23 protein-coding genes, 1 tRNA gene and 1 pseudogene are annotated in these 25,088 nt (G+C 66.9%); 10 read left to right on the top strand and 15 right to left on the bottom strand.

The window, feature by feature from the left end; translation table 11 throughout:
• Window position 1: 1 nt before the first annotated feature.
• The 4 genes from ACIA76_RS34235 to ACIA76_RS34220 all read left to right on the top strand — a co-directional run bounded on the left by ACIA76_RS34235 (window position 2) and on the right by ACIA76_RS34220 (window position 2,597).
• Complete coding sequence (locus ACIA76_RS34235) at window positions 2–415, top strand: hypothetical protein (protein WP_397157955.1); 414 nt, start codon at window positions 2–4, stop codon at window positions 413–415.
• A 10-nt stretch (window positions 416–425) separates the two neighbouring features.
• A complete protein-coding gene (locus ACIA76_RS34230) occupies window positions 426–1,664 on the top strand; it encodes a sensor histidine kinase (RefSeq protein WP_397157953.1) in 1,239 nt (412 codons plus the stop codon).
• 20 nt (window positions 1,665–1,684) lie between these two features.
• A complete protein-coding gene (locus tag ACIA76_RS34225) occupies window positions 1,685–2,335 on the top strand; it encodes a response regulator (RefSeq protein ID WP_397157951.1) in 651 nt (216 codons plus the stop codon).
• Between the two features lie 115 nt (window positions 2,336–2,450).
• Complete coding sequence (locus ACIA76_RS34220; RefSeq protein ID WP_251918375.1) at window positions 2,451–2,597, top strand: DUF1059 domain-containing protein; 147 nt, start codon at window positions 2,451–2,453, stop codon at window positions 2,595–2,597.
• On the opposite strand, the gene ACIA76_RS34215 is transcribed toward ACIA76_RS34220, so the two are convergent.
• Window positions 2,594–3,160 (bottom strand): hypothetical protein, encoded by a 567-nt coding sequence (locus ACIA76_RS34215; protein ID WP_397157949.1) that lies wholly within the window; start codon window positions 3,158–3,160, stop codon window positions 2,594–2,596. The two genes, ACIA76_RS34220 and ACIA76_RS34215, sit on opposite strands and share 4 nt — an antisense overlap.
• Window positions 3,161–3,509: 349 nt before the next feature.
• On the opposite strand from ACIA76_RS34215, the gene ACIA76_RS34210 reads away from it, so the two are divergent.
• Window positions 3,510–5,201 carry an SH3 domain-containing protein gene (locus tag ACIA76_RS34210; RefSeq protein WP_397157947.1) on the top strand — a complete coding sequence of 564 codons (1,692 nt, stop codon included), beginning with the start codon at window positions 3,510–3,512 and terminating at the stop codon, window positions 5,199–5,201.
• 15 nt (window positions 5,202–5,216) lie between these two features.
• Here the strand turns inward: ACIA76_RS34210 and polA are convergent, their stop codons facing one another.
• From polA to ACIA76_RS34170, 8 genes and pseudogenes are all read right to left on the bottom strand, one after another.
• Window positions 5,217–7,952, bottom strand: a complete 2,736-nt coding sequence (gene polA / locus ACIA76_RS34205; RefSeq protein ID WP_397157945.1) for a DNA polymerase I — start codon at window positions 7,950–7,952, stop codon at window positions 5,217–5,219.
• Window positions 7,953–8,006: 54 nt separating this feature from the next.
• Window positions 8,007–9,989 (bottom strand): ArnT family glycosyltransferase, encoded by a 1,983-nt coding sequence (locus ACIA76_RS34200; protein ID WP_397157943.1) that lies wholly within the window; start codon window positions 9,987–9,989, stop codon window positions 8,007–8,009.
• 159 nt (window positions 9,990–10,148) lie between these two features.
• Entirely contained in the window at window positions 10,149–10,844 is a 696-nt protein-coding gene (locus ACIA76_RS34195; protein ID WP_397158242.1) for an ABC transporter ATP-binding protein, read from the bottom strand.
• Window positions 10,845–10,976: 132 nt separating this feature from the next.
• A pseudogene (locus tag ACIA76_RS34190) lies at window positions 10,977–11,924 on the bottom strand (ABC transporter ATP-binding protein); the annotation flags it as partial.
• Window positions 11,921–13,342, bottom strand: a complete 1,422-nt coding sequence (locus ACIA76_RS34185) for a branched-chain amino acid ABC transporter permease (protein WP_397157941.1) — start codon at window positions 13,340–13,342, stop codon at window positions 11,921–11,923. The pseudogene ACIA76_RS34190 and the gene ACIA76_RS34185, both read right to left, overlap by 4 nt.
• The gene (locus ACIA76_RS34180; protein ID WP_397157939.1) at window positions 13,339–14,376 is read right to left on the bottom strand and encodes a branched-chain amino acid ABC transporter permease; all 1,038 of its coding nucleotides are present in this window, start codon (window positions 14,374–14,376) and stop codon (window positions 13,339–13,341) included. The genes ACIA76_RS34185 and ACIA76_RS34180 overlap by 4 nt, the downstream gene beginning before the upstream one ends.
• Window positions 14,377–14,475: 99 nt before the next feature.
• On the bottom strand, window positions 14,476–15,720 hold the full coding sequence (locus ACIA76_RS34175; protein WP_397157937.1) for a branched-chain amino acid ABC transporter substrate-binding protein: 1,245 nt from the start codon (window positions 15,718–15,720) through the stop codon (window positions 14,476–14,478).
• Window positions 15,721–15,970: 250 nt separating this feature from the next.
• On the bottom strand, window positions 15,971–16,585 hold the full coding sequence (locus tag ACIA76_RS34170; protein WP_397157935.1) for an ANTAR domain-containing response regulator: 615 nt from the start codon (window positions 16,583–16,585) through the stop codon (window positions 15,971–15,973).
• Window positions 16,586–16,789: 204 nt separating this feature from the next.
• Between ACIA76_RS34170 and ACIA76_RS34165 the strand changes: the two genes are divergently transcribed.
• Window positions 16,790–16,876 (top strand) — tRNA-Leu (locus ACIA76_RS34165).
• Between the two features lie 42 nt (window positions 16,877–16,918).
• Here the strand turns inward: ACIA76_RS34165 and ACIA76_RS34160 are convergent.
• Window positions 16,919–17,596, bottom strand: coding sequence for a hypothetical protein (locus ACIA76_RS34160; protein ID WP_397157933.1), 678 nt, complete (start codon window positions 17,594–17,596; stop codon window positions 16,919–16,921).
• 101 nt (window positions 17,597–17,697) lie between these two features.
• On the opposite strand from ACIA76_RS34160, the gene bla reads away from it, so the two are divergent.
• The 4 genes from bla to ACIA76_RS34140 all read left to right on the top strand — a co-directional run bounded on the left by bla (window position 17,698) and on the right by ACIA76_RS34140 (window position 20,494).
• Window positions 17,698–18,606, top strand: coding sequence for a class A beta-lactamase (gene bla / locus ACIA76_RS34155; protein WP_397157931.1), 909 nt, complete (start codon window positions 17,698–17,700; stop codon window positions 18,604–18,606).
• Window positions 18,607–18,677: 71 nt separating this feature from the next.
• Window positions 18,678–19,190 carry a monooxygenase family protein gene (locus ACIA76_RS34150; RefSeq protein WP_397157930.1) on the top strand — a complete coding sequence of 171 codons (513 nt, stop codon included), beginning with the start codon at window positions 18,678–18,680 and terminating at the stop codon, window positions 19,188–19,190.
• Between the two features lie 154 nt (window positions 19,191–19,344).
• Window positions 19,345–19,974 carry a low molecular weight phosphatase family protein gene (locus ACIA76_RS34145; protein WP_397157928.1) on the top strand — a complete coding sequence of 210 codons (630 nt, stop codon included), beginning with the start codon at window positions 19,345–19,347 and terminating at the stop codon, window positions 19,972–19,974.
• Window positions 19,975–20,092: 118 nt separating this feature from the next.
• Window positions 20,093–20,494, top strand: coding sequence for a hypothetical protein (locus ACIA76_RS34140; protein WP_397157926.1), 402 nt, complete (start codon window positions 20,093–20,095; stop codon window positions 20,492–20,494).
• On the opposite strand, the gene ACIA76_RS34135 is transcribed toward ACIA76_RS34140, so the two are convergent.
• From ACIA76_RS34135 to ACIA76_RS34115, 5 genes are all read right to left on the bottom strand, one after another.
• Complete coding sequence (locus ACIA76_RS34135) at window positions 20,491–21,393, bottom strand: acyl-CoA thioesterase (RefSeq protein ID WP_397157924.1); 903 nt, start codon at window positions 21,391–21,393, stop codon at window positions 20,491–20,493. The genes ACIA76_RS34140 and ACIA76_RS34135 overlap by 4 nt on opposite strands.
• A gap of 1 nt (window position 21,394) precedes the next feature.
• Window positions 21,395–22,816, bottom strand: a complete 1,422-nt coding sequence (gene pyk, locus ACIA76_RS34130) for a pyruvate kinase (RefSeq protein WP_397157922.1) — start codon at window positions 22,814–22,816, stop codon at window positions 21,395–21,397.
• 80 nt (window positions 22,817–22,896) lie between these two features.
• Window positions 22,897–23,565: an amino acid ABC transporter permease gene (locus ACIA76_RS34125; protein ID WP_397157920.1), complete on the bottom strand. Its 669-nt coding sequence runs from the start codon at window positions 23,563–23,565 to the stop codon at window positions 22,897–22,899.
• 21 nt (window positions 23,566–23,586) lie between these two features.
• A complete protein-coding gene (locus ACIA76_RS34120; RefSeq protein WP_397157919.1) occupies window positions 23,587–24,345 on the bottom strand; it encodes an amino acid ABC transporter substrate-binding protein in 759 nt (252 codons plus the stop codon).
• Window positions 24,346–24,533: 188 nt separating this feature from the next.
• Complete coding sequence (locus ACIA76_RS34115) at window positions 24,534–24,944, bottom strand: NINE protein (protein WP_397157917.1); 411 nt, start codon at window positions 24,942–24,944, stop codon at window positions 24,534–24,536.
• Window positions 24,945–25,088: the final 144 nt, after the last annotated feature.

The raw sequence follows: 25,088 nt of genomic DNA, 5'->3' as shown, positions 1-25,088 counted from the left end.
GATGGACGCGACGATATCGCTGGACCGGTCCGCACGGACCGCGCTGCGCACGGCCGCTCGGCTCGTGGCCGGCTATGTGGTGATCAATGCGGTGACGTTCGGGGCCGTTGTGGCGCTCCGCGATCATGCGGAGGTGGTGAATTCGGCCGTGTGGGTTCGTACGAGCATCGTGCTCGGCACCTCGGCGCTCATGCTGCGCTTCGCGGTGCGTGCCGAAAGCGGCGGGGCGCGAGCGTATCTGAGGTTACGGATCGTGTCGGCGATCATGCTGGTGGCGATCATCGTGATCGTGGCGTCGCCGGGGCCGTTTCCGGGGTGGTTGCGGATCGAGCAGAGCGTCTGCGGGGTCGTGCTGCTCGCCGTGGTCGTCACGGTGAACCGCGCGCGGGTGCGTGCGGCGTTCACCGCCCGCTAGCCTCGTCACCATGACCGGTTCGTTGCCGCGATTGCCCTCGCAGACACCGGAACCGGCCGACTCGCCGGTGGTGACCGTGCTGCCCTACGTACTGCTGGCCGCGCTGGCGGCCTGCACCGCCGTGGTCGAGCGCGCCGCCGGCACCGGTCTGCTGATCGATCTGGGGCTGTGCGCTGCCACCGCGATCTGGATGCTGGCGATGTTCACCCTGCGTCCGAATCGGCGGAACCGGCCGGTGCTCAGGGGCGCCTTCGTCACCGGAATCATCGTGCTGTGGGCGGCGCTGGTGTTGCGCGATCCGTGGTTCGGATGTTTCGCGCCCGCGGCGTATCTGTACTCGTTCCGGTTGCTGTCCTGGCCGGGCATGCTGCCCGGCGTCGCGGCCGTCGCCGTGGTGGCGGGAACGGCCCAGTCCGCCGGGTTACATGTCAGCGGTATCGCCGGAGTCGCCTGCTTCTCGGCGGTGCTGCTGGCCAATGTCGTACCCATGCTCGGATACGCCTGGTATGCCCGCGCCACCGCGCGCCGCCACGACGAGCGCGGACGCATGGTCGATGAGTTGGGTGCCGCGAATCGACGCCTGGCGGCGGCCACGGCCGAAAACGCCGCCCTGCAAACCCAATTGCTGGCACGGGCGCGCGAGGCCGGTCGGCACGACGAACGGCAGCGGATGGCCCGGGAGATCCACGACACGCTGGCGCAGGGACTCATCGGCATCATCACCCAGTTGGAGGCCGCGGAGCGGGGCGACGACTCGGCACGGCGCACGCGGGCGGCCGGTGAGCTTGCGCGCGCGAGTCTGGTGGAGGCCCGGCGGTCGGTACACGCGCTGCGGCCGGAACCGCTGGAATGCGGGGCGCTCGGTGAGGCACTCGACCGGGTTGCGCAACGCTGGGCCGACCTGCATCACATAGCGATTCGGGTGACGACGACCGGTGCGGCGCATGCGATGCCCGAGGAGGCCGAGACGGCGCTGCTGCGGACGGTTCAGGAGGCGCTGGCCAATGTCGCCCGCCACGCCGAGGCCAGGCGGGTCGGGGTGACGCTGTCGTATCTGGACGGACAGGTGGCTCTCGACGTGCGCGACGACGGGCGTGGCTTCGATATCGAACGACGCACCGCCGCAGAGGGATTCGGACTCACGGCGATGCGACAGCGGATAGAGGCACTGGCCGGATCCCTGCATGTCGAGTCCGAACCCGGTGCGGGAACCGCGATTTCGGCCCGGATCCCGGCGGTGACCGCGTGAGCGAGCGAAGCGAGCGAGCAATGAGTACAAGCACGATCAGGGTGTTGATCGTCGACGACCATCCCGTCGTGCGGGACGGATTGATCAGCATGTTCGCCGGCGACCCGGATTTCGAGGTGGTGGCCGATGCCGCCGACGGCGCCGAGGCCGTGCGGCTGGCGCTGGCGCTGCGACCCGATGTGATCCTCCTGGATCTGCGCATGCCCGGCACGGACGGCTTGACCACCCTCGCGACCCTGGCCGCGCGCGGCAGCGCGGCACGAATCCTCGTGCTGACGACCTATGACACCGACAGTCACGTGCTGCCCGCGCTCGAGGCGGGGGCCACCGGTTACCTGTTGAAGGACTCGCCCCGCGAGGAGCTGCTCCGCGCCACCCGCGCCACGGCGCGGGGGCAATCGGTCCTCTCCCCCGCCGTGGCCACGATGCTGGTCGAACGCATGCGGCGCCCCAAGAACGACGCACTGAGCAAGCGCGAACTCGAGATCCTCCGACTGGTCGCCGCGGGCAACACCAATCGAGAGGTTGCCGCCGGGTTGTTCATCAGCGAGGCCACGGTCAAGACGCATCTGCTCAACATCTACGCCAAACTCGGCGTCGGCGACCGAGCGGCGGCCGTGGCCACGGCATTTCAGCGGCGGCTGCTCACTCCCGAACCTCCGGCCCACTGACCTACCGAGGCCGGAAGCCCTGTGCGACAAGTGCGTTGAACGAAACTCGGGGATGCACGAGGGGCGGATCCTGTGCAAGATTGGGTTGTTGTACCGACTGATGGGAAGAGGCACCATGAAGACCAGGCTCAGCTGCCCCTGTGGGGAGTACATCACCGGCGCCGATGAGGATGATCTCGTCGAGAAGACGCAGGCTCATCTCGCGGAGAAGCATCCCGGACACGATTACTCGCGCGACGAGATCCTGTTCATCGCCTACTAGTCGGCGGCCGAAGCGGGCGGGCGCTCCCACAGTTTCCACATGGCGAGGTCGTCGTCGTAGGTGCGGACCCGGTGGGCGGCCTCGCGCAGGGGGCGTCCGCCGGTGAGTTCGTAGAACAGCAGCGAGACGGCCAGGAATGCGGTGTGGCCGTCGGGGTCGGCGGTGGGGGCGAAGTAGGCGGTGGCGCCGGCGTCCAGGAAGGCTTGTGCCAGTGCGGGTTTACCGGTTTCGCAGCCGGTGCTGATGACGGTGTTGCCGGACAGTCGCAGATGTTTGCGGACTCGCTTGGGCCCCATGCGATCGATGAAGGGCTGCTCGGCGGCGATCGCCCGGCCGAGCACGGGGAGCAGGATGCGGCCGTCGTCGCCGTGGCAGTTCACGATCACATACGGCGCGACGGTCCGGACGCCGCCCAGGGCGGCGAGCACGTGCCGGGCCTGGCCGATCGGATGGTAGTTGACCCGAACGCCGAACTCCTCCAGGGCGCCTCGCATCGAATGGGACGAGCCGTCCCCGATGTCGAGCAGGTCCACCTCGGTCCAGGCGAGCTGGCCATCGATCACATCTTCGATCCTCGAACGCGACACCGAACCCACCCTAGCCAACCCCTCCCCCCGGGCCGGTGGGTGCGGGGGCTGCCGAGTCCTTGTCGGACACACTGTTATTGGACTCGAGATAGTTCTGTGATAGGCGATGCACATTCACCGAGGTCGAATCAGGGTTCCGCGGAACGGGATTGATGATCGTTTAACATACCCGACAATCGCCGCGGCCGCTGCGGGAATCCTCCGGACCTGCACCGTTGACCGAACCTTCTGAAGGCCTTTCTTACGTCCCTCGTGCGCCGTTTACCCAGGCTCTACGGTTTCGCACGGAAACGAAAAGGACGATTTCCGAAGGTGATAGAACAGAATGATATTGCGTGGGAATGTGTTCGGACGGCGGAGATCTCTTGCCGCCGCCGTGCTGAGTACGGCGACCGTGATCGGTTGGTCGGCGGGGCTCGGCCCGGTCGGCGCCGCACCGGGTGACGGACTCGACGATGCGGTCAAGGTCACGGTGTCGCAGGAACCGGATCTCGATGCCGCCGAGGATGAGAAGCAGGACACCACGGTGGTGGACCGGCTGCGCAGCGACGGCGATTGGGTGTTCGGCGGTGCGACCCTGCCGTCGGAGGATAAGGATTCACCGCTGTCGACGCTGTATGTGGCCAAGCGCCAAGGCAATCGGAGCTGGCAGGTCGCCCTGCAGGGCACCGAGGAATTCAGCGGGCTGGCCGGGCAGGCGCCCGAATCGGTGGTGAGCCGCGACGAGAAGGCGGCGCTGGGCGCGCAGCCCGCCCGGCCGAACGGCACCGGCCTGGGACTGCCGTGGAAACAGGGCGAGGCATGGTTCATGGGCGGTGGCCCGCACGGCGTCAGCGGCGACAGCAGGCCGTTCAACTCGATCGACTTCGACGGCGGTGACGGCCGCGTGCTGGCCCCGGCCGGCGGGCGAATCTACAAAACCTGTGTGCGCAACGGCAGTGCGGAAGTGAAGATCGTTCACCCGAACGGCTACACCACCTCCTACTACCACATGACGAACCTGGCCGACCTGAAGGACGGCACCGAGATCAAGGCCGGTACCTATCTCGGCCACACCGGCACCCAGCTGCCGTGCGGCGGCAGCGCGACCGGTCCGCATGTGCATATGTCGCTGTATCAGGGCACTCGGCCGGTGCCGGTGGACGGACTGACCATCGGTGGCTGGACCTTCCACGAAGGCGCCGGGCCCTACGGCGGTTTCGCCGAGCACAACGGTCAGCGAGTGGGCCCCGGGGGCAGGCTGAACAACTTCGGCGGCGGCGACGCCCCGGCTCCCGATCCCGGTCCGAAGCCCACACCGCCGAAGCCCACACCGCCGAATCCGAAACCGACTCCGCCCAACCCGAAACCGGGCCCGAAGCCGTCCCCGGTGGCACACGGCACCGTCCGCCCGCATCCGGATCGCTGGCGAGCGGTCAACCTGCGCGCCGAGCCGAGCCTGCGCGGCGAGATCGCCGGCAAGGTCCGCAACGGCGACACCGTGAACATCGTGTGCACCGCCGATGGTGACCGCCTCAACGGCAAATGGGGTCCGACCACGCTGTGGAACAAGCTCGACAACGGCAAGTGGATCAGCGACGGCTTCCTCGACACCGGCAGCAACGACGCGGTGGCGCCCGCATGCGACGACGCCCCGGCGTCGAAGCCCAAGCCGACCGATCCGAAGCCGACCGACCCGAAACCCGCGGATCCGAAACCTGCGGTCCCGAAACCCGCGGATCCGAAGCCGAATCCGCCCGCACCCACACCGGATCCGAAGCCCGCGGCGGGCCGCGGCACCGTCCGCCCGCATCCCGATCGCTCGCGCGGGGTCAACGTGCGCTCCGAACCGCGCCTGCGCGCCTCGGTCGTCGACACGCTCCACGACGGCGACACCGTGACCGTCGCCTGCACGGCGCGCGGCGACCGCCTCAACGGGACGACGTTGTGGAACAAGCTCGACAACGGCTCCTGGATCAGCGACGCCTTCCTCGACACCGGCAGCAACGATCCGGTGGCGCCCGATTGCGGAGGGTGATCCGGCCCGGGTCTCCTAGTGGGCCGCGGCGTCCCAGCTGCGGCCCACGCCCACCGACACCTCGAGCGGCACCGACAGGTCGATCGCCTTCGACATATGTTCGCGGGCAAGGGCTTCCAGGGTCTCGCGCTCACCCGCGGCGACCTCGAAGACGAGTTCGTCGTGGATCTGCAGGAGCATGCGGGATTTCAGCCCGGCCGCGTGGACGGCGTTCTGCACGTTGATCATCGCCACCTTGATGATGTCGGCGGCGGTGCCCTGGATGGGGGCGTTGAGCGCCATGCGCTCGGCGCCCTCGCGGCGCTGGCGGTTGCTGGAATCCAGATCGGGCAGATACCGGCGGCGGCCGAACAGGGTCTCGGTGTAGCCGACCTTGCGGGCCTGGTCCACCGCGTCCTGCAGATAGTCGCGGATGGCACCGAAGCGGTTGAAGTAGACCTCCATCTGGGCCTTGGCCTCCTCCGCGCTGATCTTCAGCTGCTGGGACAGGCCGTAGGCCGACAGTCCGTACGCCAGACCGTAGGACATCGCCTTGATGCGGCGGCGCATCTCCGGATGCACCTCCGAGATCGGGATATCGAAGGCCTTGGACGCGACGAAGGTATGCAGATCCTCACCGGAGTTGAACGCCTCGATCAGGCCCGCGTCCTTGGACAGATGCGCCATGATGCGCATCTCGATCTGGCTGTAGTCGGCGGTCATCAACGATTCGAATCCGGGGCCGACGACGAAGGTGTCGCGGATGCGGCGCCCGGTCTCGGTGCGGATCGGGATGTTCTGCAGATTCGGTTCGGTGGAGGACAACCGGCCCGTCGCGGCGATGGTCTGGTTGAACGTGGTGTGGATGCGGCCGTCGTCGGCGACCGACTTCAGCAGCCCGTCCACAGTCACCTTCAGCCGGGTCGCATCCCGGTGTGCGAGAAGATGTTCCAGGAACGGATGCTGGGTCTTCTCGAACAACGACTCCAGCGCGTCGGCATCGGTGGTGTATCCGGTCTTGGTGCGCTTGGTCTTGGGCATGTCCAGCTCGTCGAACAGCACCACCTGAAGCTGTTTGGGCGAGCCGAGATTGATCTGCTTGCCGATCACCTCGTAGGCGGCGTTGGCGGCATCGGTGACGCGCGTGGCGAATTCGGATTGCAGCTGGTCCAGCGCGTCGGTGTCGACGGCGATACCCGCCTCCTCGAGTTCGGCCAGCACACCCAGCAGCGGCAGCTCCATCTCGGTGAGCAGCTTCGTGGATTCGATGCCCCGCAGCTCCGCGTCGAAGGCCTCGGCCAGATCCGATACCGCACGCGCGCGCAGGATTTCGGCCTGCGCCACCTCGGCGTCGACCTGTTCGGAATCGTCGAGCAGCGACAGCTGGGTCTCCTCGGCGGCCTCCACCCGCAGCTCTCGCGACAGATAGCGCAGTGACAGATCGTCGAGGTTGAAGGTGCGCTGGCCGGGGCGGACCAGATAGGCGGCCAGGGCCGTATCGCTGGCAAGCCCGCCGAGGATCCAGCCGCGGCCGCGCAGCGCGTGCATGGCGGATTTGGCCTCGTGCACCGCCTTCGGCACGGCGGCATCGGCCAGCCAGGCGCCCAATGCCTGCTCGTCCTCGGGCGTCAGGCCGATCACATCGAAGTAGCCGCCCTCGCCGTCGGCCGCCGAGATCGCGATCGCCTTGACGTCGCCCTGTACCGGGGTACCCGTCCCGGCGATCGAAACACCATGGCGCACACCCGCTTTCGCATGCTCGGCGAGCCAGTCGGCGGTCGCGCCCGGTTCGATCGCACCGCCGGAGATCTCGAAACCGGATTCGGCCTCCGGCTCCGGCGGGGCCAGCGTCTCGAACAGCCTGTCGCGCAGCACCCGGAATTCCAGATCGTCGAACAGGCGGTGGATCTTGTCCCGATCCCAGGGCTGCTGGCCGAGCTGGTCGGGGGTGTAGGGCAGCGGGACGTCCTTGACCATCTCGGTGAGCTGGCGGTTGAGCAGCACACTGGACAGGTTGGCGCGCAACGCGTCACCGACCTTGCCCTTGACCTGGTCGACCCGGTCGACCAGGGTGTTCAGATCGCCGAACTCGCGCACCCATTTGGCGGCCGTCTTCTCCCCCACGCCCGGAATGCCGGGCAGGTTGTCGCTCGGGTCGCCGCGCAGCGCCGCGAAATCCGGATACTGCGCCGGGGTGAGGCCGTACTTCTCCTCCACCGCGGCCGGGGTGAAGCGGGTGAGCTCCGAGACGCCCTTGCGCGGATAGAGCACGGTCACATCGTCGGTGACCAGCTGGATGTTGTCCCGGTCGCCGGACACGATCAGCACCCGGAATCCCTGCGGCACGGCCTGAGTCGTGAGGGTGGCGATGATGTCGTCGGCCTCGTAGCCCTCGAGGGCCATCGTCGGGATGCCGAGCGCGGCCAGCACCTCCTGCGTGATCTCGACCTGACCGCGGAATTCGTCGGGCGTGGTGATCCGGTTGGCCTTGTACTCCGGATACGCCTCGGTGCGGAAGGTCTTGCGGCTGACGTCGAATGCCGCGGCCACATGGGTGGGCTTCTCGTCGCGCAGCAGGTTGATCAGCATCGCGGTGAACCCGTACACGGCATTGGTCGTCTGGCCGGTGATGGTTTTGAAGTTCTCCGCGGGTAGCGCGTAGAACGCGCGGTAGGCCAGCGAATGCCCGTCCAGCAAAAGGAGGGTGGGCCGCTCGCCCGGGGTCGCCGCGGGCGCACTGCTCTGACGCTGATCGGTGGTGGCTGGGGTCACGGCACAGAGTCTAGGTACCGGCACCGACAACCTGTGACGCCACCACCGCGGCGGCTAGCGAATCGGTGTGCTGAGATCGTAGACCGCGACCCCGCCGATGTGTTCGACCGCGTAATGCGCGGCCACCCATTGGGCGATACCGCGATGGGAGGCCTGCGACCACGGCGCGGTGACCACCGGCGCGGACGGGTCGTAACGCCAGGTCGGCGGCAGCCGCATCTCCTGGGTCACATAGAAACCGATCCGGTGATCGCGGACCAATTCCTCGAAGCGATCCAGCGAGGGCACCGGATCGTCACCGGCGAATCCGCCGATCGCCATGACGGCGGTATGACTGGCCAGTTCCATCGCCGCGGCGATCGAGGAGCGTTCCACCGCCGCCGACCAGCGGGCGTCGCTGCGGCGCAGCCGGTCGACGATGCGCGCGTCGGTGAAGGCGGCGCCGTCGGCGAAGCTGCGCATCTGCCCCTTGATGATGGCCTGGAAACCGGTCTCCGGCGGAGGCGGCGGACCGACGACCGGACTGCGTCCGGTATGCGCCTGCGGCAGGGTGGCGGCCGCATAGGCGGTGGACCCACCGAGCCCGGCGATCAGCCCGGCCACGATCAGCACCGAGGTCGCGGCCGCGCGCTGTCGGTCGAAGGGCCGCGACACCGCGGCCGCGATCAGGCCCAGGGCCGCGACCACGGCCGCCGCGAGAACGATCCAGCGCAGCTCGGGCTGCCAGTCCGCATTGCGTTGCAGCACAACGAAACTCCACACTCCGGCGGCCAGGATCAGCCCCGCCGCGCCGATCCGGCCGAACGCCTCGCCGCGGCGACGCCACAGCTCGGCCACGCCGACGGCCAGCGTCCCGGCGACCGCGGGCGCCAGCGCCAGCGAGTAGTAGGCGTGCTCGGCGGATTTCATCGCACTCAGCGCGACGCCGACCAGGATCAGCCACGAGCCGAACAGCAGTGCGACGGCGCGGATTTCGTCGGTACGCGGGGCGCGCCACCGCGACGCGAGCACCAGCGCGAACGCCACCAGCGCGGCCGGGACGAGCCAGGAGATCTGGAAGCCGCTCTCCCCCACGAACATTCGAGCCGCTCCGGCCGAGCCGAAGTCGTTGAAGCTGTTGAGCAGCTTCGACGGCACCCGGTAACCCGGCGGCAGCGGCGCCTGCCCACCGATCTGCTGATTGCCGAGGAAACGACCGAAACCGTTGTAGCCCAGCACCAGATCCATGAACGAGTTGTCGTCCGATCCGGCGATATACGGCCGCGAGGAGGCGGGCCACAGCATCGTGAGCAGCACATACCAGCCCGAGGAGACGAGCATCGCCAGCGCCGCGACCATCAGGTGGCATACCCGCCGGCCCAGGGCGATCGGCGCGGCCACGAGATAGACGAGCACCAAGGCCGGGAGCACGAGCAGCCCCTCGAGCATCTTGGCCAGGAATGCGAAGCCCAGCGCGACACCGGCGAGAGCGAGCCACCGCGCGTCGGCCCGCGGCAGCGCGCGGATCGTGCAGTAGGCGGCCGCGGTCATCAGCAGCACCATCGCGGCATCGGGATTGTTGAATCGGAACATCAGCGCGACCACGGGCGTGACCGCCAGCGCCGCGCCCGCGAGCAGGCCCGCGCCCGCATTGCGCGTCACGCGGGTGACCGCCGCGTAGAGCAGCGCGACCGCGGCGACGGCCATGAGCGCCTGCGGAACCAGCATGCTGGCGCTGGAGAATCCGAACAACCGCCCGGACAGGCCCATCACCCACAGCGCCAGCGGCGGCTTGTCGACGGTGATGAAGTTGGCGGGGTCGACCGAGCCGAACAACCAGGCCTTCGGATCGCGGGTGGCCGACCAGACCGCGCCCGCATAGAAGTTGTTGGCCATCCCGCTGCCGGTGATCCGCCACAGATAGATCGCCGCGGTGGCGACGAGCAGGGCGGCGAACCCGATGCGCCGGGTCAGGCGCGCGGGTTCGGAGTTCGCCGACGGCGAACTCGGATCTATCGGAGGTTCGAGTCGGGGTTTCTCGACAACAGAAGCTTCCACTCGGAAAAGTGTCCCAAGGCAACCATGCCCCCGCAACAGCTAACCGCTGGCATTCATATCACCTTGATCACACGTTCAACCTGTTTACATTTCAGTCCTACCGGATAATCGAGTGCGGAGTCCTAATTGCGGCAATTGCCGGACTCCGCACTCGATCGATCACGCCACGCCGAGATAGGCCGATTTCACCGCCGGATCGGTCAGCAGCTCGCGGCCCGAACCGGATTTGGTGATCTCGCCGGTCTCCAGGATGTAGGCGCGATCGCTGCGGACCAGCGCCTGCTGGGCGTTCTGCTCGACCAGCAGCACCGTGGTGCCCAGCGCGTTGATCTCGCTGATGATCCGGAAGATCTGCTGAATCACCATGGGCGCCAACCCCATCGACGGCTCGTCGAGCAGCAGAAGCTTCGGCCGGGCCATCAGGGCCCGCGCGATCGCGAGCATCTGCTGTTCACCGCCCGAGAGCGTGCCACCGACCTGTTTACGCCGCTCGGCCAGGCGCGGGAACAGCTCGAACACCCAGCCGAGGGTTGTGGCGTATTCCGCGCGCTGTTTGAAAGGCCGTGCGTGACAACCCATATCGAGGTTCTCCTGCACCGTCATCCCCGGGAACACCCCGCGACCCTCCGGCGCCTGGATCAGCCCGGCCATCACCCGTTCGTGCGCCTTGACGCGGGTGATGTCGCTGCCCTCGAACAGGATTCGGCCGCGGGTCAGCGGCAGCAGACCGGACAGGGCGCGCATGGTGGTGGTCTTGCCCGCGCCGTTGGCGCCCAGCAGGGTCACCAGCTCGCCCTGGTCGACCCGCAGCGACACCCCGTGCAGGGCCTGGATCCTGCCGTAGTCGACGACCATATCCTCGATGACGAGCAGCGGTTCGCCGCTCGGTTCGGGGACCGGATGCGGCGGGGTGGGCTGGGCGACCGGTTCGGCGACCTCCACCGCGATCTCCTCGACGGCCTCGGTCGTGCTCGCCTCGGCGATCTGCTCGTCGGCCACGCCGAGGTAGGCGGCGATGACGGCCGGATCGTCGCGGATCTCCCCGGGCAGTCCGTCGGCGATCTTGCGGCCGAACTCGAGCACCACGATACGGTCGGTCACGCCCATGACCAGGCGCATATCGTGCTCGATGAGCAGCACCGTGAAGCCGTCGTCGCGGATCTTGCGGATCAGATCCATCAGCGCCAGCTTCTCGTTCGGATTGAATCCGGCGGCCGGTTCGTCCAGGCACAGCAGTTTGGGCTCGGTCGCCAGCGCGCGGGCGATCTCCAGGCGGCGCTGATCGCCGTAGGAGAGGTTGCGCGCCTTCTCCACCGCACGCGGCGCGATGCCCACGAATTCCAGCAGCGCCATCCCGCGCTCGATGGCATCGCGTTCCTCGCGCCGATGCCGCGGCGTACGAAGGATGGCCCCCGGCACCGAGGTTCGATGCCGGGCGTCGGTGCCGACGACCACATTCTCGAGCGCGGTCATCTCGCTGAACAACCGGATGTTCTGGAACGTCCGGGCGATGCCCAACCGGGTGATCTCGTTGCGCTTACTCTTGGTCAGCGGCTTGCCGTCGAAGTACACCGTGCCCGCGGCGGGGCGGTAGACACCGCTGATCGCGTTGAAGCAGGTGGTCTTTCCCGCGCCGTTGGGCCCGATGAGGCCGAGGATCTCGCCGCGACGGATCTCGAAACTCACATCGTCGAGCGCGGTCAGACCGCCGAAACGCACTGTGAGTCCCTCGGTGCGCAGCAGCGACTCGCCCACGGCGGCCTGGATATCGCGTTGCGTGGCAACGACTTCCGCGACCGCCTCGGCATCGGCGAGTTCGGGCAGCACGGCGGTGACGTCCACCTCCCCCGCGGTCCGCACCTGTTCGCTCTCGACGTAGCCCGCGGTGATGTCCTCGTTGTCGAACAGCGCGCCACCCGCGCCCGGCCCGGTCATCGGTCCGCTCCGATCGGTTCGGGTTCGGCCGGTCGCCGAACCGCCTGGAATACCTGTCTGCCGAAGGTGAGCAGCTTCTGCCGCACCGGGAACAGACCCTGGGGTCGCAGAATCATCATCACCACCAGGGCGATACCGAAGTAGAGATACTTCAGGTCGCCCAGCGACTGTGCGCCGCCCTGGCGGAACAGCAGCACGCTACCGAGCAGCAACGCCGCCAGCACGCCGGTGACCACCATGCCGGTGATCACGCCGCGCCGCGGCCAGCTCGACATCCGCGCTCCCCGGAATCGGTAGAGCAGATACAGCCCCACGAAGATCAGCACGTCGACCAGCAGGTAGATATATCCGGTCGTCTCGTCGGAGGCGATCTTCACCGAGGCCAGCCGGGCGGGCAGATAGGCGATGATGAACGCGCCGACCAGCACGCCGAGCTTATTGCCCTGCCCGCCGATCACGACCGCGCACAGGAACAGCATCGAGTTGACGACGTTGAACTGGGTCGGATTCACGAACTGCACCTGCCCGGCGTACATCGCACCGGAGATGCCGCCGACGGCCGCGCCGATGGTGAAGGCCCACAGCTTGTACTTGAAGGTCGGCACGCCCATGATCTCCGCGGCGTCCTCGTCCTCGCGGATGGCCACCCACGCTCGCCCGACGCGGCTGCGCTCGAGATTGCCGACGACCAGCAGCATGATCACGATCAGGATCATGCCGAACCAGTACCAGTAGGTGCCGTATCCGGCCCGGTCCAACGGGTTCAGGCTGGACGAGTCGCCGCCGTTGCCCGCGGAGAACCAGCCCTTCGGCCGCTCCGCCGATTCGCCCAGATGCGGATAGGCGACCTCGGACAGGCCCAGGCTGCCATTGGTGATGTCGTTCAGGTTGTCGGCGAGCAGCCGCACGATCTCGCCGAATCCCAGGGTGACGATGGCCAGATAGTCACCGCGCAGCCGCAGCGTCGGCGAACCGAGGATCAGCCCGGACAGCGCGGTGACCACGACCGCCAGCGGAAGACATGCCAGCCAGGCCCATTTCGGATCCAGCCAGCCGCCCGCGGTCTGATTCCACGGGCTGTTCTTGCTGGTGAGCAGCGCGACGGTATACGCGCCGACGGCGTAGAAGCCGACATAGCCCAGATCGAGCAGACCCGCTTGGCCGACAACCACGTTCAGGCCGATGGCGACCAGGCAGTACATCGCGACCTGGGCCATCACCAGACCGAAGTTGTAACTGGGCGTGTCGATTCCGGGCGGCGGGAACAGCGGCAGCAGCGCCAGCAGAGCCAGCACCGGAACGCCGACGCCCCACTGCGCGGGACGGCTCAGGCCCTCCCACCAGCCGCGCAGGGAATCGCCCAGGCCGTGCCGCGAATGATCCTGTGGTACAGCGGGTTTGGTAACAGTGACACTCATGCCCGCGCCCTTCCGAGACTCTCACCGAGGATGCCGGTCGGGCGCACCATCAGTACCAGTACCAGCACCACGAACGCGACGACGTCGCGCCACTGGGTGCCGAACAGGATCTGGCCGTACTGCTCGACCACGCCCAGCAGGATGCCGCCCAGCAGCGCACCGCGCAGATTGCCGATGCCGCCGAGCACCGCGGCGCTGAACGCCTTGATACCCAGGATGAATCCGCCCAGATAGATGATGCCGTTGGGCACCTTGAGCGTGTAGAGCAGCGCCGCCCCGCCGGCGAGTACGCCGCCGATGAGGAAGGTCAGCATGATGACCTTCTCCCGCGACACACCCATCAGCGTCGCGGTATCCGGATCCTGGGCCACCGCGCGGATGGCCCGGCCGAAGCGGGTCCGGTTGATCACCACCTCGGTGCCCACGGCCAATGCCACCGCCGCGAGCACGATGATGATCGCGACATTGGTGACCGGCGCGCCGAGGAAGCGGAACTGCTCGGTCTGCTCGACCAGCCGGATCGGCTGCTGGGCATTGGTTCCGCCCAGGTTCGGGTCGATCTTCGGCAGGATGAAGTGCACGAATTCCTGCAGCACGAACGACATTCCGATCGCCGTGATGAGGAAGCTCAACGGGCGCGCTCTCCGCTTTCGCAGCGGCCGGTAGGCGATCCGTTCCAGGCCGACGGCCGCGCCGCCGGACACCGCCATTCCGATGATCATCGCCGCCACCAGATACACACAGGTCAGCAGGATTCCCTGCGAATAGGCATCGGGTGCGGCGGCAAAGCCCAGCAGCATCAGTCCGATCAGTTGGCCGAACATGCCGAGCATGAATACCTCGGAATGCGCGAAGTTGATCAATCGCAGAACGCCGTAGACCAGGGTGTAACCCACGGCCACCAACGCATAGATGGAACCGTAGGTCACTCCGTCGACGGTCAATCGCCAGAAGTTATCGATCAGACCGTGATAGTCGAATCCGATCGAGGCGCCGAGTACATGTACCGAGTCGGCCAGCGCGGTTGTGGTCATAACTTTTCAAACCCTCATTCACCAACGCCCGGAAGAAAACAGCACGTGCGGGGCCGAGATAACTCCGGCAGGCCCCCGCACGTGCTGTTTATCGTCGGACTACTTCACCGTGTAGATCCACACCACCGCGTTGGTGAGCTCGCCGGACGGACTCCACTTGTAGTGCCGCCCGCCCGTGCCGTCGCCGCTGTAGTTGCGCACGTAGTCGAGAACATCCGGGCGGGTCACCTTGCCGCCGTCGATCGCCTCGAGCAGGATCGTGGCCAGGTCGTAGGCCTCGACCGAGTAGACGCCGGATTGCTGGCCGTTGAGGGCCACGTACTCCTTCTCGAGCTGATCGGGCGCCGGGCCGCAGGGGCAGCTCAGGATCGCGCCCTTGGCGGCGCTGCCGGCCTGGGCGAGGAACTGCGGATCGTTGACGCCATCGGGCCCGACGAAGGTGGCCTTGACGCCGCCGGACTTCAGCTGCGCGGCGAACGGCGCGCCCTCGGCGTAGTAGCCGGAGTAGAACACGGCATCCGGATTGGCCGCCGCGACCTTGGTGACCGTGGCCGAGAAGTCCTTGTCACCGGTCTTCACCCCGGCCGCGCAGGACGGATCGGCGACCGATCCCAGTCCCGCGGTGATGCTCTTGGCCAGGCCGGTGCCGTAGTCGCTGTCGTCCTGGACGACGCAGACCTTCTTGTAGGTGGCGGCCAGGTACTTACCGACCGAGGTGCCCTGCACATCGTCGTTGGCCAGGCCGCGGAAGAAGGTCTTCCAGCCATTGGTGGACAGCGTGGCGTTGGTGGCCGAGGCGGTCAGCGAGGCCAGGCCGTTATCGGACAGGATCTGCCCGGTCGCCTTGGTCTCGCCGGAGAATGCCGGGCCGACCAGGCCGACGATCGACTTGTCGTCGATGACCTGCGGGATGACCGAGGTCGCCTTCTGCGGATCGCCCTCGGTATCGAAGGGCTTCAGATCGACCTTGCAGTTCGGGTTGGCCTTGTTGTGCTTGTCCACGGCCAGTTTCGCGCCGAAGTAGATATTGATGCCGAGCGCGGCGTTCCCGCCGGTCCGGGCGCCGGCGAAGGCGATGGCCGTGCCGGGGGCGCAGGTGGCCTTGCCGTCACCGGCCGGATCGGCCGCCGCGGCGCTCTGCGTGACGGATCCCAGCTTGCCATTGGCGTCGACCGGCCCGAGAGGCTGAATGGACAGGGCGGCGCTGCCGCCGCTGGTGCCCGACTCCGATCCACCGCCACTGCTGGTCGATTTCGAACTACATCCCGTCAGTACCAGCGTTGCTGCGGCACCGATCACCAGCAGCCCTCGCGTGGTACGACCGCGCCATGTCGAACTGAGCACGTTTCACCTCTAAATCCTGCGCACCCCTCGGTTCACCGAGGGGGAGCCGACCTAAACATCGGCTCGACTGCAGAACTTAGCGGCGTGACGTTAGCTCCGCATCACATTCGGATCATTCGTGTGACTTCGATCCCCAGTATTTACCGCCGCGTGTTGCCGGGACGTTAATTTCCGGCAATCACGCAGGCGTTTCCCGTTGCGCAAGACCCGATAATTTCCGTCTGGGAAAATTGCCCGGGAACTATTCGTCCTACGACTTCGGGGCGAGGTTCTCCAAAACCACCTCGGCGACCGCTTTCATCGTCGTCCGGCGATCCATCGCGGTTCGCTGAATCCACTTGAATGCCTGCGGCTCGGACAAACCCTGGGTCTGCATGAGCACACCCTTGGCCCGTTCGACCAGCTTGCGGGTCTCGAGCCGGTCGGCCAGATTGGCCACCTCGCTCTCGAGGGCGGTGATCTCGTGGTAGCGACTCGCCGCCAGCTCGATCGCCGGAACCAGGTCCGACTTGGTGAACGGCTTCACCAGGTAGGCCATGGCACCCGCGTCACGGGCCCGCTCGACCAGGTCGCGCTGGCTGAAGGCGGTCAGAATCACCACCGGCGCAAGGCGTTTCGAGGCGATCTCGGCCGCCGCGTCGATGCCGTCACGTCGTGGCATCTTGACATCCATGATCACCAGATCGGGCCGCAACTCCTCGGCGAGGTCGACGGCCTGCTGACCATCGCCCGCCTCACCCACTACCTGGTAGCCCTCCTCGGAGAGCATCTCCACCAGGTCCATCCGGATCAGAGCCTCGTCTTCGGCGACCACCACACGCTTGGCGGCCGCATCCTTCTTCGCGCCCCCTGCTGACGTTCCCATAGACAGACCCCTCGTGATTCCGATGCCGACTACTCGCCGCCCACCGCTGACCGACGCCCACCCACGTCGGCCCCGGCATGCACCCGAGTGCCCTAAAGCGTACCGTTCAACCGATCCGCCAACCCATCTACCCAGCGCAAAGCCGCCGACGCCACACCGATTCGTCCCCCGGGCCCCTGACCCGCTATCATTTCCCCCCGGTGCGCCGAGTTGGCGGAACTGGCAGACGCGACGGTCTCAAAAACCGTTGTCCTCACGGACGTGTGGGTTCGAGTCCCACACTCGGCACCATCTGGAGACCGATTCCGGTCATCACCTCGAGTCCCATTGGGTTCAACAGCGGAATGCCTGGCCCACAGTCTCTTTCGGGCCGAGGGTGTGCTCCTCGAGGCAGCCGAAGGGGATCACGCCCGCGTCGTTGATCCGGACTCCCGATTTCGCCGCGGCGTGGACGCACAGCAGGCCGGTCTGGTCGATGCGGCAGGTGTAGTCCTGGACCGTCACGCGATGTCCGTAGGGCAGGACCGCGCCGATACCGCGGGTGAACGGGCCCGGGTCGCCGCGCAGGGAGCCGACGGACAGGGCCGTGCCCGAATAGTCGATCCAGTTGCCGACCCAGTTGCCGTTCGCGCTGCCGGCCGGGCGTGCAGGCGGGTTCTTCAGGTCGACCAGGCAGCTCAGATTCGGCAGGCCGTCCTGGAAGTCGGTGGTGCACTTGATCTTTCCGCTGGGGCTGGTGAAGGAGATATCGCCGCCCAGCGGAGTGGCCGCGCCGTCCGCGGTGGTGGCGGTGCCGTAGCGGGTGGGGTCGGCGGGGGTCGCGGAACGCACCCAGGCGATGACCTCGGCGACGGGCGCGCCCTGCGACGGGGGCGCGGGCGCCGCACTGGTCGGCGAGCTCGGGACGGTGGTCGCCGGGAAGGCGCTGGGGACGGGATGGCCCGGCGTGTCGTTGGCCAGGGAGCATCCGGCGGCGAGCAGAACCAGCGCCGTCAATACCGCGATACGCATGTCGATCACCCTAGGCGGTGCCGATACGATCCCGGCGAAACGGCCACGCTTCCGTGTGGAATGGTGGCTGTCGTAATGGCCTGGTATTGACGGAGGTTCGGGTGCGGTTCGGATGGCGCGGGGTTGTATTGGCCGCGGTGGCGGCTGTCGTGGCGGGCGGATGTTCCGGGGGTGGTTCCACGAGCGCGAGCGAGAAGTCCACGGCGCCGGCGGTTTCCGCGGGCACGGATGCCGCGGGGCGGTTCGCGGGGCTGGAGGCGAAGTTCGGGGCCCGGCTGGGGGTGTTCGCGGTCGAGGTGTCCGGGAAGTCGGTGGGATATCGGCAGGATGAGCGGTTCGCCTTCGATTCGACGGTCAAGACGCTGATATGCGGGGCGTTGCTGCGTGAACATCCTTTGGCGAGTGGGTATTTCGATCAGGTCATTCATTACGCGAAGGCCGATCTCGTGGAGTATTCCCCGGTGACCGAGACCCGGGTCGACACCGGGATGACGGTGTCGGAGCTGTGCGAGGCGGCGATCACCAAGAGCGACAACACGGCCGGGAATCAGCTGCTGAAGCTGGTGGGCGGTCCGGCGGCGCTGACCGGGTTCCTGCGGTCGATCGGCGATACGGTCACGCGGTCGGATCGGTGGGAGACCGAGCTGAACACCTCGATTCCGGGCGATGAGCGCGACACCACGACGCCGTCCGCGATCGCGGGCGACTATCGGGCGCTGGTGACCGGCGAGACGCTCGGCGCGCCCGAGCGGGACCGGCTGAAATCGTGGCTGGTGGCCAATACGACCGGCGGACAACGCATTCGGGCCGGCGTGCCGACCGGGTGGACGGTCGGGGACAAGACCGGAACCGGGGACTACGGGTCGGCCAACGATATCGCCGTCGCGTGGACCGAGCGGGGCACGCCCGTGGTCATCTCGATCCTGACCGTGAAGCCCGCACAGCAGGCGCAGGCCGACAACGCATTGCTCGCCGAGGCGGCCAGGGTCGTGGTCGACGCGCTGAGCTGAACCGGGAGGGCCGTAGCCTGCGTACACACCCGCGTAGGGTGAACTACGGCCCTCGAACGGAGGTCGCGGACATGCGGGTGAATCGGCTGACGGCGGATCTGTCCGAGTATCCGGATCTGGTCGTCATCTATCTCGGCATGCGGGTGCGCAGGCCGAGGGGAATGCTGCGGCTGCTCGGGCTCGGGCCGAAACTCTATCGGTCGCACCAGGATCGGCCCGACGGGCTGCTGTCGCACGAGGATCTCGTCTGGTCGCTGTTCCCGCCGCATTGGGGAGCCCGGCAGTATTGGCGCGATCTCGACAGCCTGGAGCGCTGGACCCGCTCCGCACCGCACCGGGACTGGTGGCAGCAATTTCTGCGCGACTCCGGCGGGACCGGCTTCTGGCATGAGGCCTACTTCGCGCGCGGCGGGATCGACGCGATGTACGACGATATGACCATTCCGACCGGTCTGGCCAGGTTCGCGCCCACGGTCCCCTCCCGCGGCCGGCTGTTCTCCACCCGCAATCGCGTCGAACGAACCGATCCCAAGGTCGCACCGGTGGTCGACGAAACCGCCTACTACCCAGAAGATTTCGGCTGAAAACAGTCGTCCGCAGATGATCTACCCTGTACGGCGACCGGTCGGCTAACGCCCATGCACGGGCCGCTACACCGAAATGAACATCTGACCAAAACAGGGCAATTCGGGCATTGTGCGCTTCTGGTTCGGTGAGCAGCCGCTTACCGTGCTTGCCATGCACGTCCTGTTCGTCTGTACCGGCAACGTCTGCAGGTCGGTCATCGCCGAGCGCCTGACCCGCGCCATGGCTGCCGAACACGGAATGCCCGACCTCACCGCCGAAAGCGCGGGAACGCGGGCCCTCGTCGGATTCGGCGTCGAACCACACGCGGCCCAGACCATCGCCGGCCTCGGCGCCGACGCCGGCGAATTCAAGGCCCGCAAACTCAAGCCGGAGATGATCGAACGCGCCGATCTCGTGCTGACGATGTCCGAACAGATTCGCGACGAGATCATGAAATCGTATCCGGCCGTGGCCGCGCGGACCTTCACGCTGCTCGAGGCGCACCGGATCGCGAAGGTCAGCGGCGCGCGCACGATCGCCGACATCGATCGGGCCCGAAACGATCTCGCACTGGTCGGCCGGGAGAACATCGCCGATCCCGTCGGCCTGTCGGCGGAGAAGTACTGCGAGGTCGGCGACCGCATCGCCGAGGCGCTGGTTCCGCTGTTGCTGGCCTTGCACATTCACGAGGGCCACAGCGGCACCGACGAGCGGGGACGGCCGCGGCTCGTGGTGCTGACGGGCGGGCGCAGCGAGCCGCCGCCGCTCACGACGATGAACCGGCTGGGCCGGCACGCCTGATCATCGCGGAAAAGGTTCGTCAGGACACGCATGTGTCCTCCCCATTCGGGGCAACAAAGGATTACACTCCCCGCGGAACAGTGCGGCCGTTGGTTCGACACAAGAACAGGACTCAGACATGCCGAAACGCATTTCGGATGTTTCGCTCCATGTTTATGTGACACCGGAAACCCTCGAACGCGTCGTGGAAACCGTGCGCCGGGCGGTCGATGATCATGTGGCCGACCGGGACATCTTCGCCTGGCGCTTCACCCTGCCGGTGGACAGCGATCAACCGGACCATACGGTACTGGAAACCCAATGGCGCCTGGATCATCCCGGCGCCGATTCCGGCGGCCGCAGCACCTACGAGATCGCGCTGAGCCTGGTCGGCGACAAGAAACTGCTCACCGCCGCGAATCTGGTGACCCTGGAGCGGAAACTGATCCTCGGCATTTGCACCGAGGATGCCGTCCCGCATTCGATCCACGCCCTGCATCGAGAAAGCTTCGATCTGGAAGAGAATCGAGAATTGATCTAGGTTCGAGCCGGGTAATGGCGAATAACGCCTTCCTGCACGACCGTTGCCAGCAACTCTCCGGCACGCGAATAGAAATGGCCCGTGGCCAGGCCGCGGGAACCCGCGGCGACCGGTGATTGCGTCGCGTAGAGCGCCCAGTCGTCGAAACGGAACGGGCGGTGGAACCAGATCGAATGGTTCACCGTCGCGGCCACGATGCGATCGAAGCCCCAGGACAGGCCGTGGGTGGTGACGATCGAATCGAGCACCGTCGTATCCGACGAATAACCCAGTGTCGCAACGTGAATCAGCGGATCGTCGGGCAGACGGCCGTCCGGCTTCATCCAGACCCGGTTGTAGTCGAGGGTGCCGCCCGTGCCCTTCAGGATCCAGGCCGGGTCGTTGGTGTAGCGCATATCGATCGGATGCGGCGCGTTGATGAACATCGGCAGCCGATCCTCGAGGCCGACGAAGGACTCCTGCACCCGCGGGAGCTGTTCGGGATCGGCGACCTGCGGCTGCGGCGTGGCATGTTCGAGGCCCTTGGCCGAATCCAGGAAGGCCGCCAGCATGACGAACAGCTCCTGATCGTCCTGATAGGCGGTGACCGTGCGGTTGGCGAACGAGCGGCCGTCGCGGTGGCGTTCCACGCGATACTCGATCGGCTTCTTCACATCTCCGCCGCGCACGAAATGCGCGTTGATCGCGTGCACCGGGCGTTCGGGTCCCACCGTGCGACCGGCCGCCATGATCGCCTGCGCCACCAGCTGCCCGCCGAAGGTGCGAGTCCACACCTTCTCGGGATGGTGGCCCAGGAAGCGGTCCTCGCCGAGCTGTTCCAGATCCAATAGCGCGAGCAGGACTTCCAGATCGCTGCGGCCGTGCCCGGTGGAAACCGATTCGCCCAGTGACGCACTCAACTCAGTGGTCCTCCTCGCCGATGCGGTGCACGTGAATCAGGTTGGTGGAACCGATGGTTCCCGGCGGGGAACCGGCCACGATCACCACCAGATCACCCTTCTGATAGCGGTTGAGCGACAACAGCTCCTTGTCCACCTGACCGATCATCTCATCGGTGGTGCCGACCGGCGGCACGATGAAAGTCTCGGTGCCCCAGGTCAAGGAGAGCTGGCTGCGCACCTCCGGCAGCGGCGTGAACGCCAGCAGCGGCAGCGGGGTGTGCAGGCGGGCCAGGCGGCGCACGGTATCGCCGGACTGGGTGAAGGCCACCAGCGCCTTGGCGTTGAGCCGCTCGCCGATATCGCGGGCCGCATACGAGATCACGCCGCGCTTGGTGCGGGGCACATGCGTCAACGGCGGTACGCGCGTGGAGGATTCGGCCTCGACCGCGTGCACGATGCGGGCCATGGTCCGCACCGCCTCGATCGGGTACTGGCCGACCGAGGTCTCGCCCGACAGCATCACCGCGTCGGCGCCGTCGAGCACCGCGTTGGCCACATCGGAGGCCTCGGCGCGGGTCGGGCGGGAGTTGCCGATCATCGACTCGAGCATCTGGGTGGCCACGATGACGGGTTTGGCGTTCTCGCGGGCCATCTGGATCGCGCGCTTCTGCACCAGCGGCACCTGCTCGAGCGGCAGCTCCACGCCGAGATCGCCGCGGGCGACCATGATCGCGTCGAAGGCCAGCACGATCGCCTCGAGGTTATCGATCGCCTCGGGCTTCTCCAGCTTGGCGATCACCGGCACGCGGCGGCCGACGCGATCCATCACGTCGTGCACCAGCTCCACGTCCGACGGGGAGCGCACGAACGACAGTGCGATGAAGTCGACGCCCAGAGCCAGGGCGAATTCCAGGTCTGCGATGTCCTTTTCGGACAGCGCGGGGACCGATACGTCCATGCCGGGCAGCGAGACGCCCTTGTTGTTGGAGACCGGGCCGCCCTCGGTGACCCGGCAGACCACGTCGTTGCCGTCGACGCGGATCACGGTGAGACCGATATTGCCGTCGTCGACCAGCAGGCGGTCGCCGGGGCTGGCGTCCTTGGCCAGTTCCTTGTAGGTGGTGGAGACGCGGTCGTGGGTACCCTCGATGTCATCGACGGTGATCCGCACCTCCTCTCCGGTGGCCCAAGTGGTGCGGCCGTCGATGAAACGGCCGAGGCGAATCTTGGGGCCCTGCAGATCGGCGAGAATGCCGACAGCGCGGCTCATCTGGTCCGCGGCCTTGCGGACCTTGCGGTAATTCTCGGCGTGATCGGCGTGTTCGCCGTGGCTGAAATTCAACCGGGCCACGTCCATGCCGCTTTCGACAAGTTCGCGGATACGGTCCTCGGCGGCTACTGCCGGCCCGAGAGTGCACACAATCTTTGTCCGTCGCATCACGTCTCGAGCCTAGTCCTGTCGAAGATCGAGTGCTCTACGGGCACACCCTTCGCTATCACCGTGTCAAACCATGACGCGCGTCACCTGGCCACATGCCTGGCAAGACGGGTCTCGAGGCGGGTTTGCGCAAATCCGAGTATCAAACAAATTATCCAGTAGTACACCGCCGCGACACCGTAGAGAGCAAAGAAGTCGAAGGTCGGCGCGGCCGCGGTTTGCGCCACCCGCAACAGTTCAGTCACCGTGATCGTGGATGCCAGCGAGGTGTCCTTCACCAAGGAGATGAGCGTGTTCGACAGCGGCGGCACCGCGATGCGCGCGGCCTGCGGCAGGATGATCGAGCTCAGCGTCTGCACATACGACAGACCCAGCGCATTGCTGGCCTCCCATTGGCCGTGCGCCACCGACAGAATCGACGCGCGCACGATCTCCGCGCCGTATCCGCCGACATTGAGGCTGAACGCGATCACCGCCGCCGGGAACGGATCGAACACGATGCCCAGCTGAGGTAGTCCGAAGAAGATGATGAACAGCTGCAACAGCAACGGCGTGCCGCGGATGATCGAGATGTAGAAGCGGGCCGCCGCCGACAGCGGCCACATCGTCGACATCCGCGCCAGCGCGACCAGCAGCGCGATCACCAGGCCGATCACGAAGCTGATCGCGGTCAGCGGCAGCGTCTTGGTGATCGTCGCCTCCAGCATCGGCCAGAGGTTGTGCCGGATCAGTGCCCAGGTGTTGGTGTCCATACCGGTGGACGAGATTACCGGTTACTTGCTGACGTCGGTGCCGAAGTACTTCTCGGAGATCTTGGCCAGCGTGCCGTCGGCGCGCAGCTTGTCCAGCGCGGCGTTGATGTCGTCGATCAGTTTGGTCTCGTTCTTGCGGGTGGCGAAGGCCTGATGGCTGGTCTCGCCGGTCTTGCCGGTGACCTTCACGCCGGAGTCGCTGGTCTTCTTGGTGTATTCGCCGACGGCCAGCGTGTCGTTGACGGTGGCGTCCACCCGGCCCTGCTTGAGCAGCTGGATGGCCTGGACGAAGCCCTCGACGGCCTCGACCTTGCAGCCCGCGCCCGCCGCGACCTTGCTCCAGTTACTGGTCGAGGACTGGGCGCAGGTCTTGCCGGGCAGATCGGCCAGCGTCTTGATCGAACCGTTGTCGGCATTGGTGACCAGGACGCCGTCGGAGGTGGTGTAGGGCTGCGACAGGGCGTACTTGTTCTGCCGGTCCGGGTTGACCGTCACCTGATTGGCGACCAGATCGAAGCGCTTGGACTCCAGGCCCGCGAAGATGGCGTCCCACGGCGTCGGCACGAATTCGACCTTCTTGCCGAGCTTATCGCCCACGGCCTGCGCGACCTCGACGTCATACCCGGTGAGCTTGCCATCGGCGCCCTGGAAGCTGAACGGGGAATAGGTCCCCTCGGTCCCGACCTTCAGCACATTCGGATCACTGCTGCTGCCGCAGGCGGTCAACAGCCCGGTAGCGGCGGTGATGGCGAGCACGGCGGCGAACAGCTTGCGACGCAATGGAGTACCTCTCCGGCAGTATGCGGGCATTTCCCTCATACGAGACACATAGAACCGCCACAGCCTACGACATGCCAGTTCCGGCAGGGAGTAACACGCTCCGAGCCACCTCTGTTCCCGAGCTCCCCTCCGTTCCCGAGCTCCCCTCAGTTCACGAACTCCCCTCAGTTCCCGAGCGAAGCGAGGGATCAACTCTCCTGCAGCGGAAACCCATTCGGGTCTCGGACCTTGCCGGTAAGCATGAGGACGCCGTCGATGATGCCCCAGATATGGCCGACGCCGCAGGTCAGGACGCTGACGACCAGTTGGGCTACGCCGATGGACGGATAGCCGAGGTAGAAGCGGCCCACCCCGGCCCAGCCGAGGAAGATCTGCAGCAGGCCCGCGACGAGTTTGGACTTGTCGGAATACGGCTCGCCGTAGATGTTGCGGCCGTACGGCGCGGTGGGGTCCATGCCGGGCGGGACGGGGGCCGATGGGTAGCCCGGCTGGGGCTGGGCGTAGGGCTGCTGGCCGTAGGCGGGCTGACCCATGCCGGGGCCCGTGCCCGCGGGGCCGTACTGCGGGCCGTAGCCGGGCTGCTGATGGGGATCGGTCACTGCTGGTCCTCCTCGATCGCGGGGCGCCCCCCCCGCGGGGGGGGGGCCGCCGCGCAAATTTTGCCGGGGGCGGGGGGGTTTGGCCCCCGCGGGGCCGCCCCAACCGGGCCGGGGGTTTGGGCCGGGGGGGGGGGGTGGGGGCCC

The sequence above is a fragment of the Nocardia sp. NPDC051570 genome (assembly GCF_044454005.1).
GTDB lineage: Bacteria > Actinomycetota > Actinomycetes > Mycobacteriales > Mycobacteriaceae > Nocardia.
This window is presented reverse-complemented; position numbering and strand designations above follow the sequence as displayed.

Bases quoted from the DNA above. Each gene is read 5' to 3' on its own strand.
- ACIA76_RS34180 (WP_397157939.1), bottom strand. From the start codon at position 14,376: ATGACCACAACCGCGCTGGCCGACTCGGTACATGTACTCGGCGCCTCG.
- ACIA76_RS34145 (WP_397157928.1), top strand. From the start codon at position 19,345: ATGCACGTCCTGTTCGTCTGTACCGGCAACGTCTGCAGGTCGGTCATC.
- ACIA76_RS34140 (WP_397157926.1), top strand. From the start codon at position 20,093: ATGCCGAAACGCATTTCGGATGTTTCGCTCCATGTTTATGTGACACCG.
- ACIA76_RS34170 (WP_397157935.1), bottom strand. From the start codon at position 16,585: ATGGGAACGTCAGCAGGGGGCGCGAAGAAGGATGCGGCCGCCAAGCGT.
- ACIA76_RS34150 (WP_397157930.1), top strand. From the start codon at position 18,678: ATGCGGGTGAATCGGCTGACGGCGGATCTGTCCGAGTATCCGGATCTG.
- ACIA76_RS34125 (WP_397157920.1), bottom strand. From the start codon at position 23,565: ATGGACACCAACACCTGGGCACTGATCCGGCACAACCTCTGGCCGATG.
- ACIA76_RS34185 (WP_397157941.1), bottom strand. From the start codon at position 13,342: ATGAGTGTCACTGTTACCAAACCCGCTGTACCACAGGATCATTCGCGG.
- ACIA76_RS34220 (WP_251918375.1), top strand. From the start codon at position 2,451: ATGAAGACCAGGCTCAGCTGCCCCTGTGGGGAGTACATCACCGGCGCC.
- ACIA76_RS34230 (WP_397157953.1), top strand. From the start codon at position 426: ATGACCGGTTCGTTGCCGCGATTGCCCTCGCAGACACCGGAACCGGCC.
- ACIA76_RS34210 (WP_397157947.1), top strand. From the start codon at position 3,510: ATGATATTGCGTGGGAATGTGTTCGGACGGCGGAGATCTCTTGCCGCC.
- ACIA76_RS34225 (WP_397157951.1), top strand. From the start codon at position 1,685: ATGAGTACAAGCACGATCAGGGTGTTGATCGTCGACGACCATCCCGTC.
- ACIA76_RS34160 (WP_397157933.1), bottom strand. From the start codon at position 17,596: ATGCGTATCGCGGTATTGACGGCGCTGGTTCTGCTCGCCGCCGGATGC.
- ACIA76_RS34195 (WP_397158242.1), bottom strand. From the start codon at position 10,844: ATGGTCGTCGACTACGGCAGGATCCAGGCCCTGCACGGGGTGTCGCTG.
- ACIA76_RS34235 (WP_397157955.1), top strand. From the start codon at position 2: ATGGACGCGACGATATCGCTGGACCGGTCCGCACGGACCGCGCTGCGC.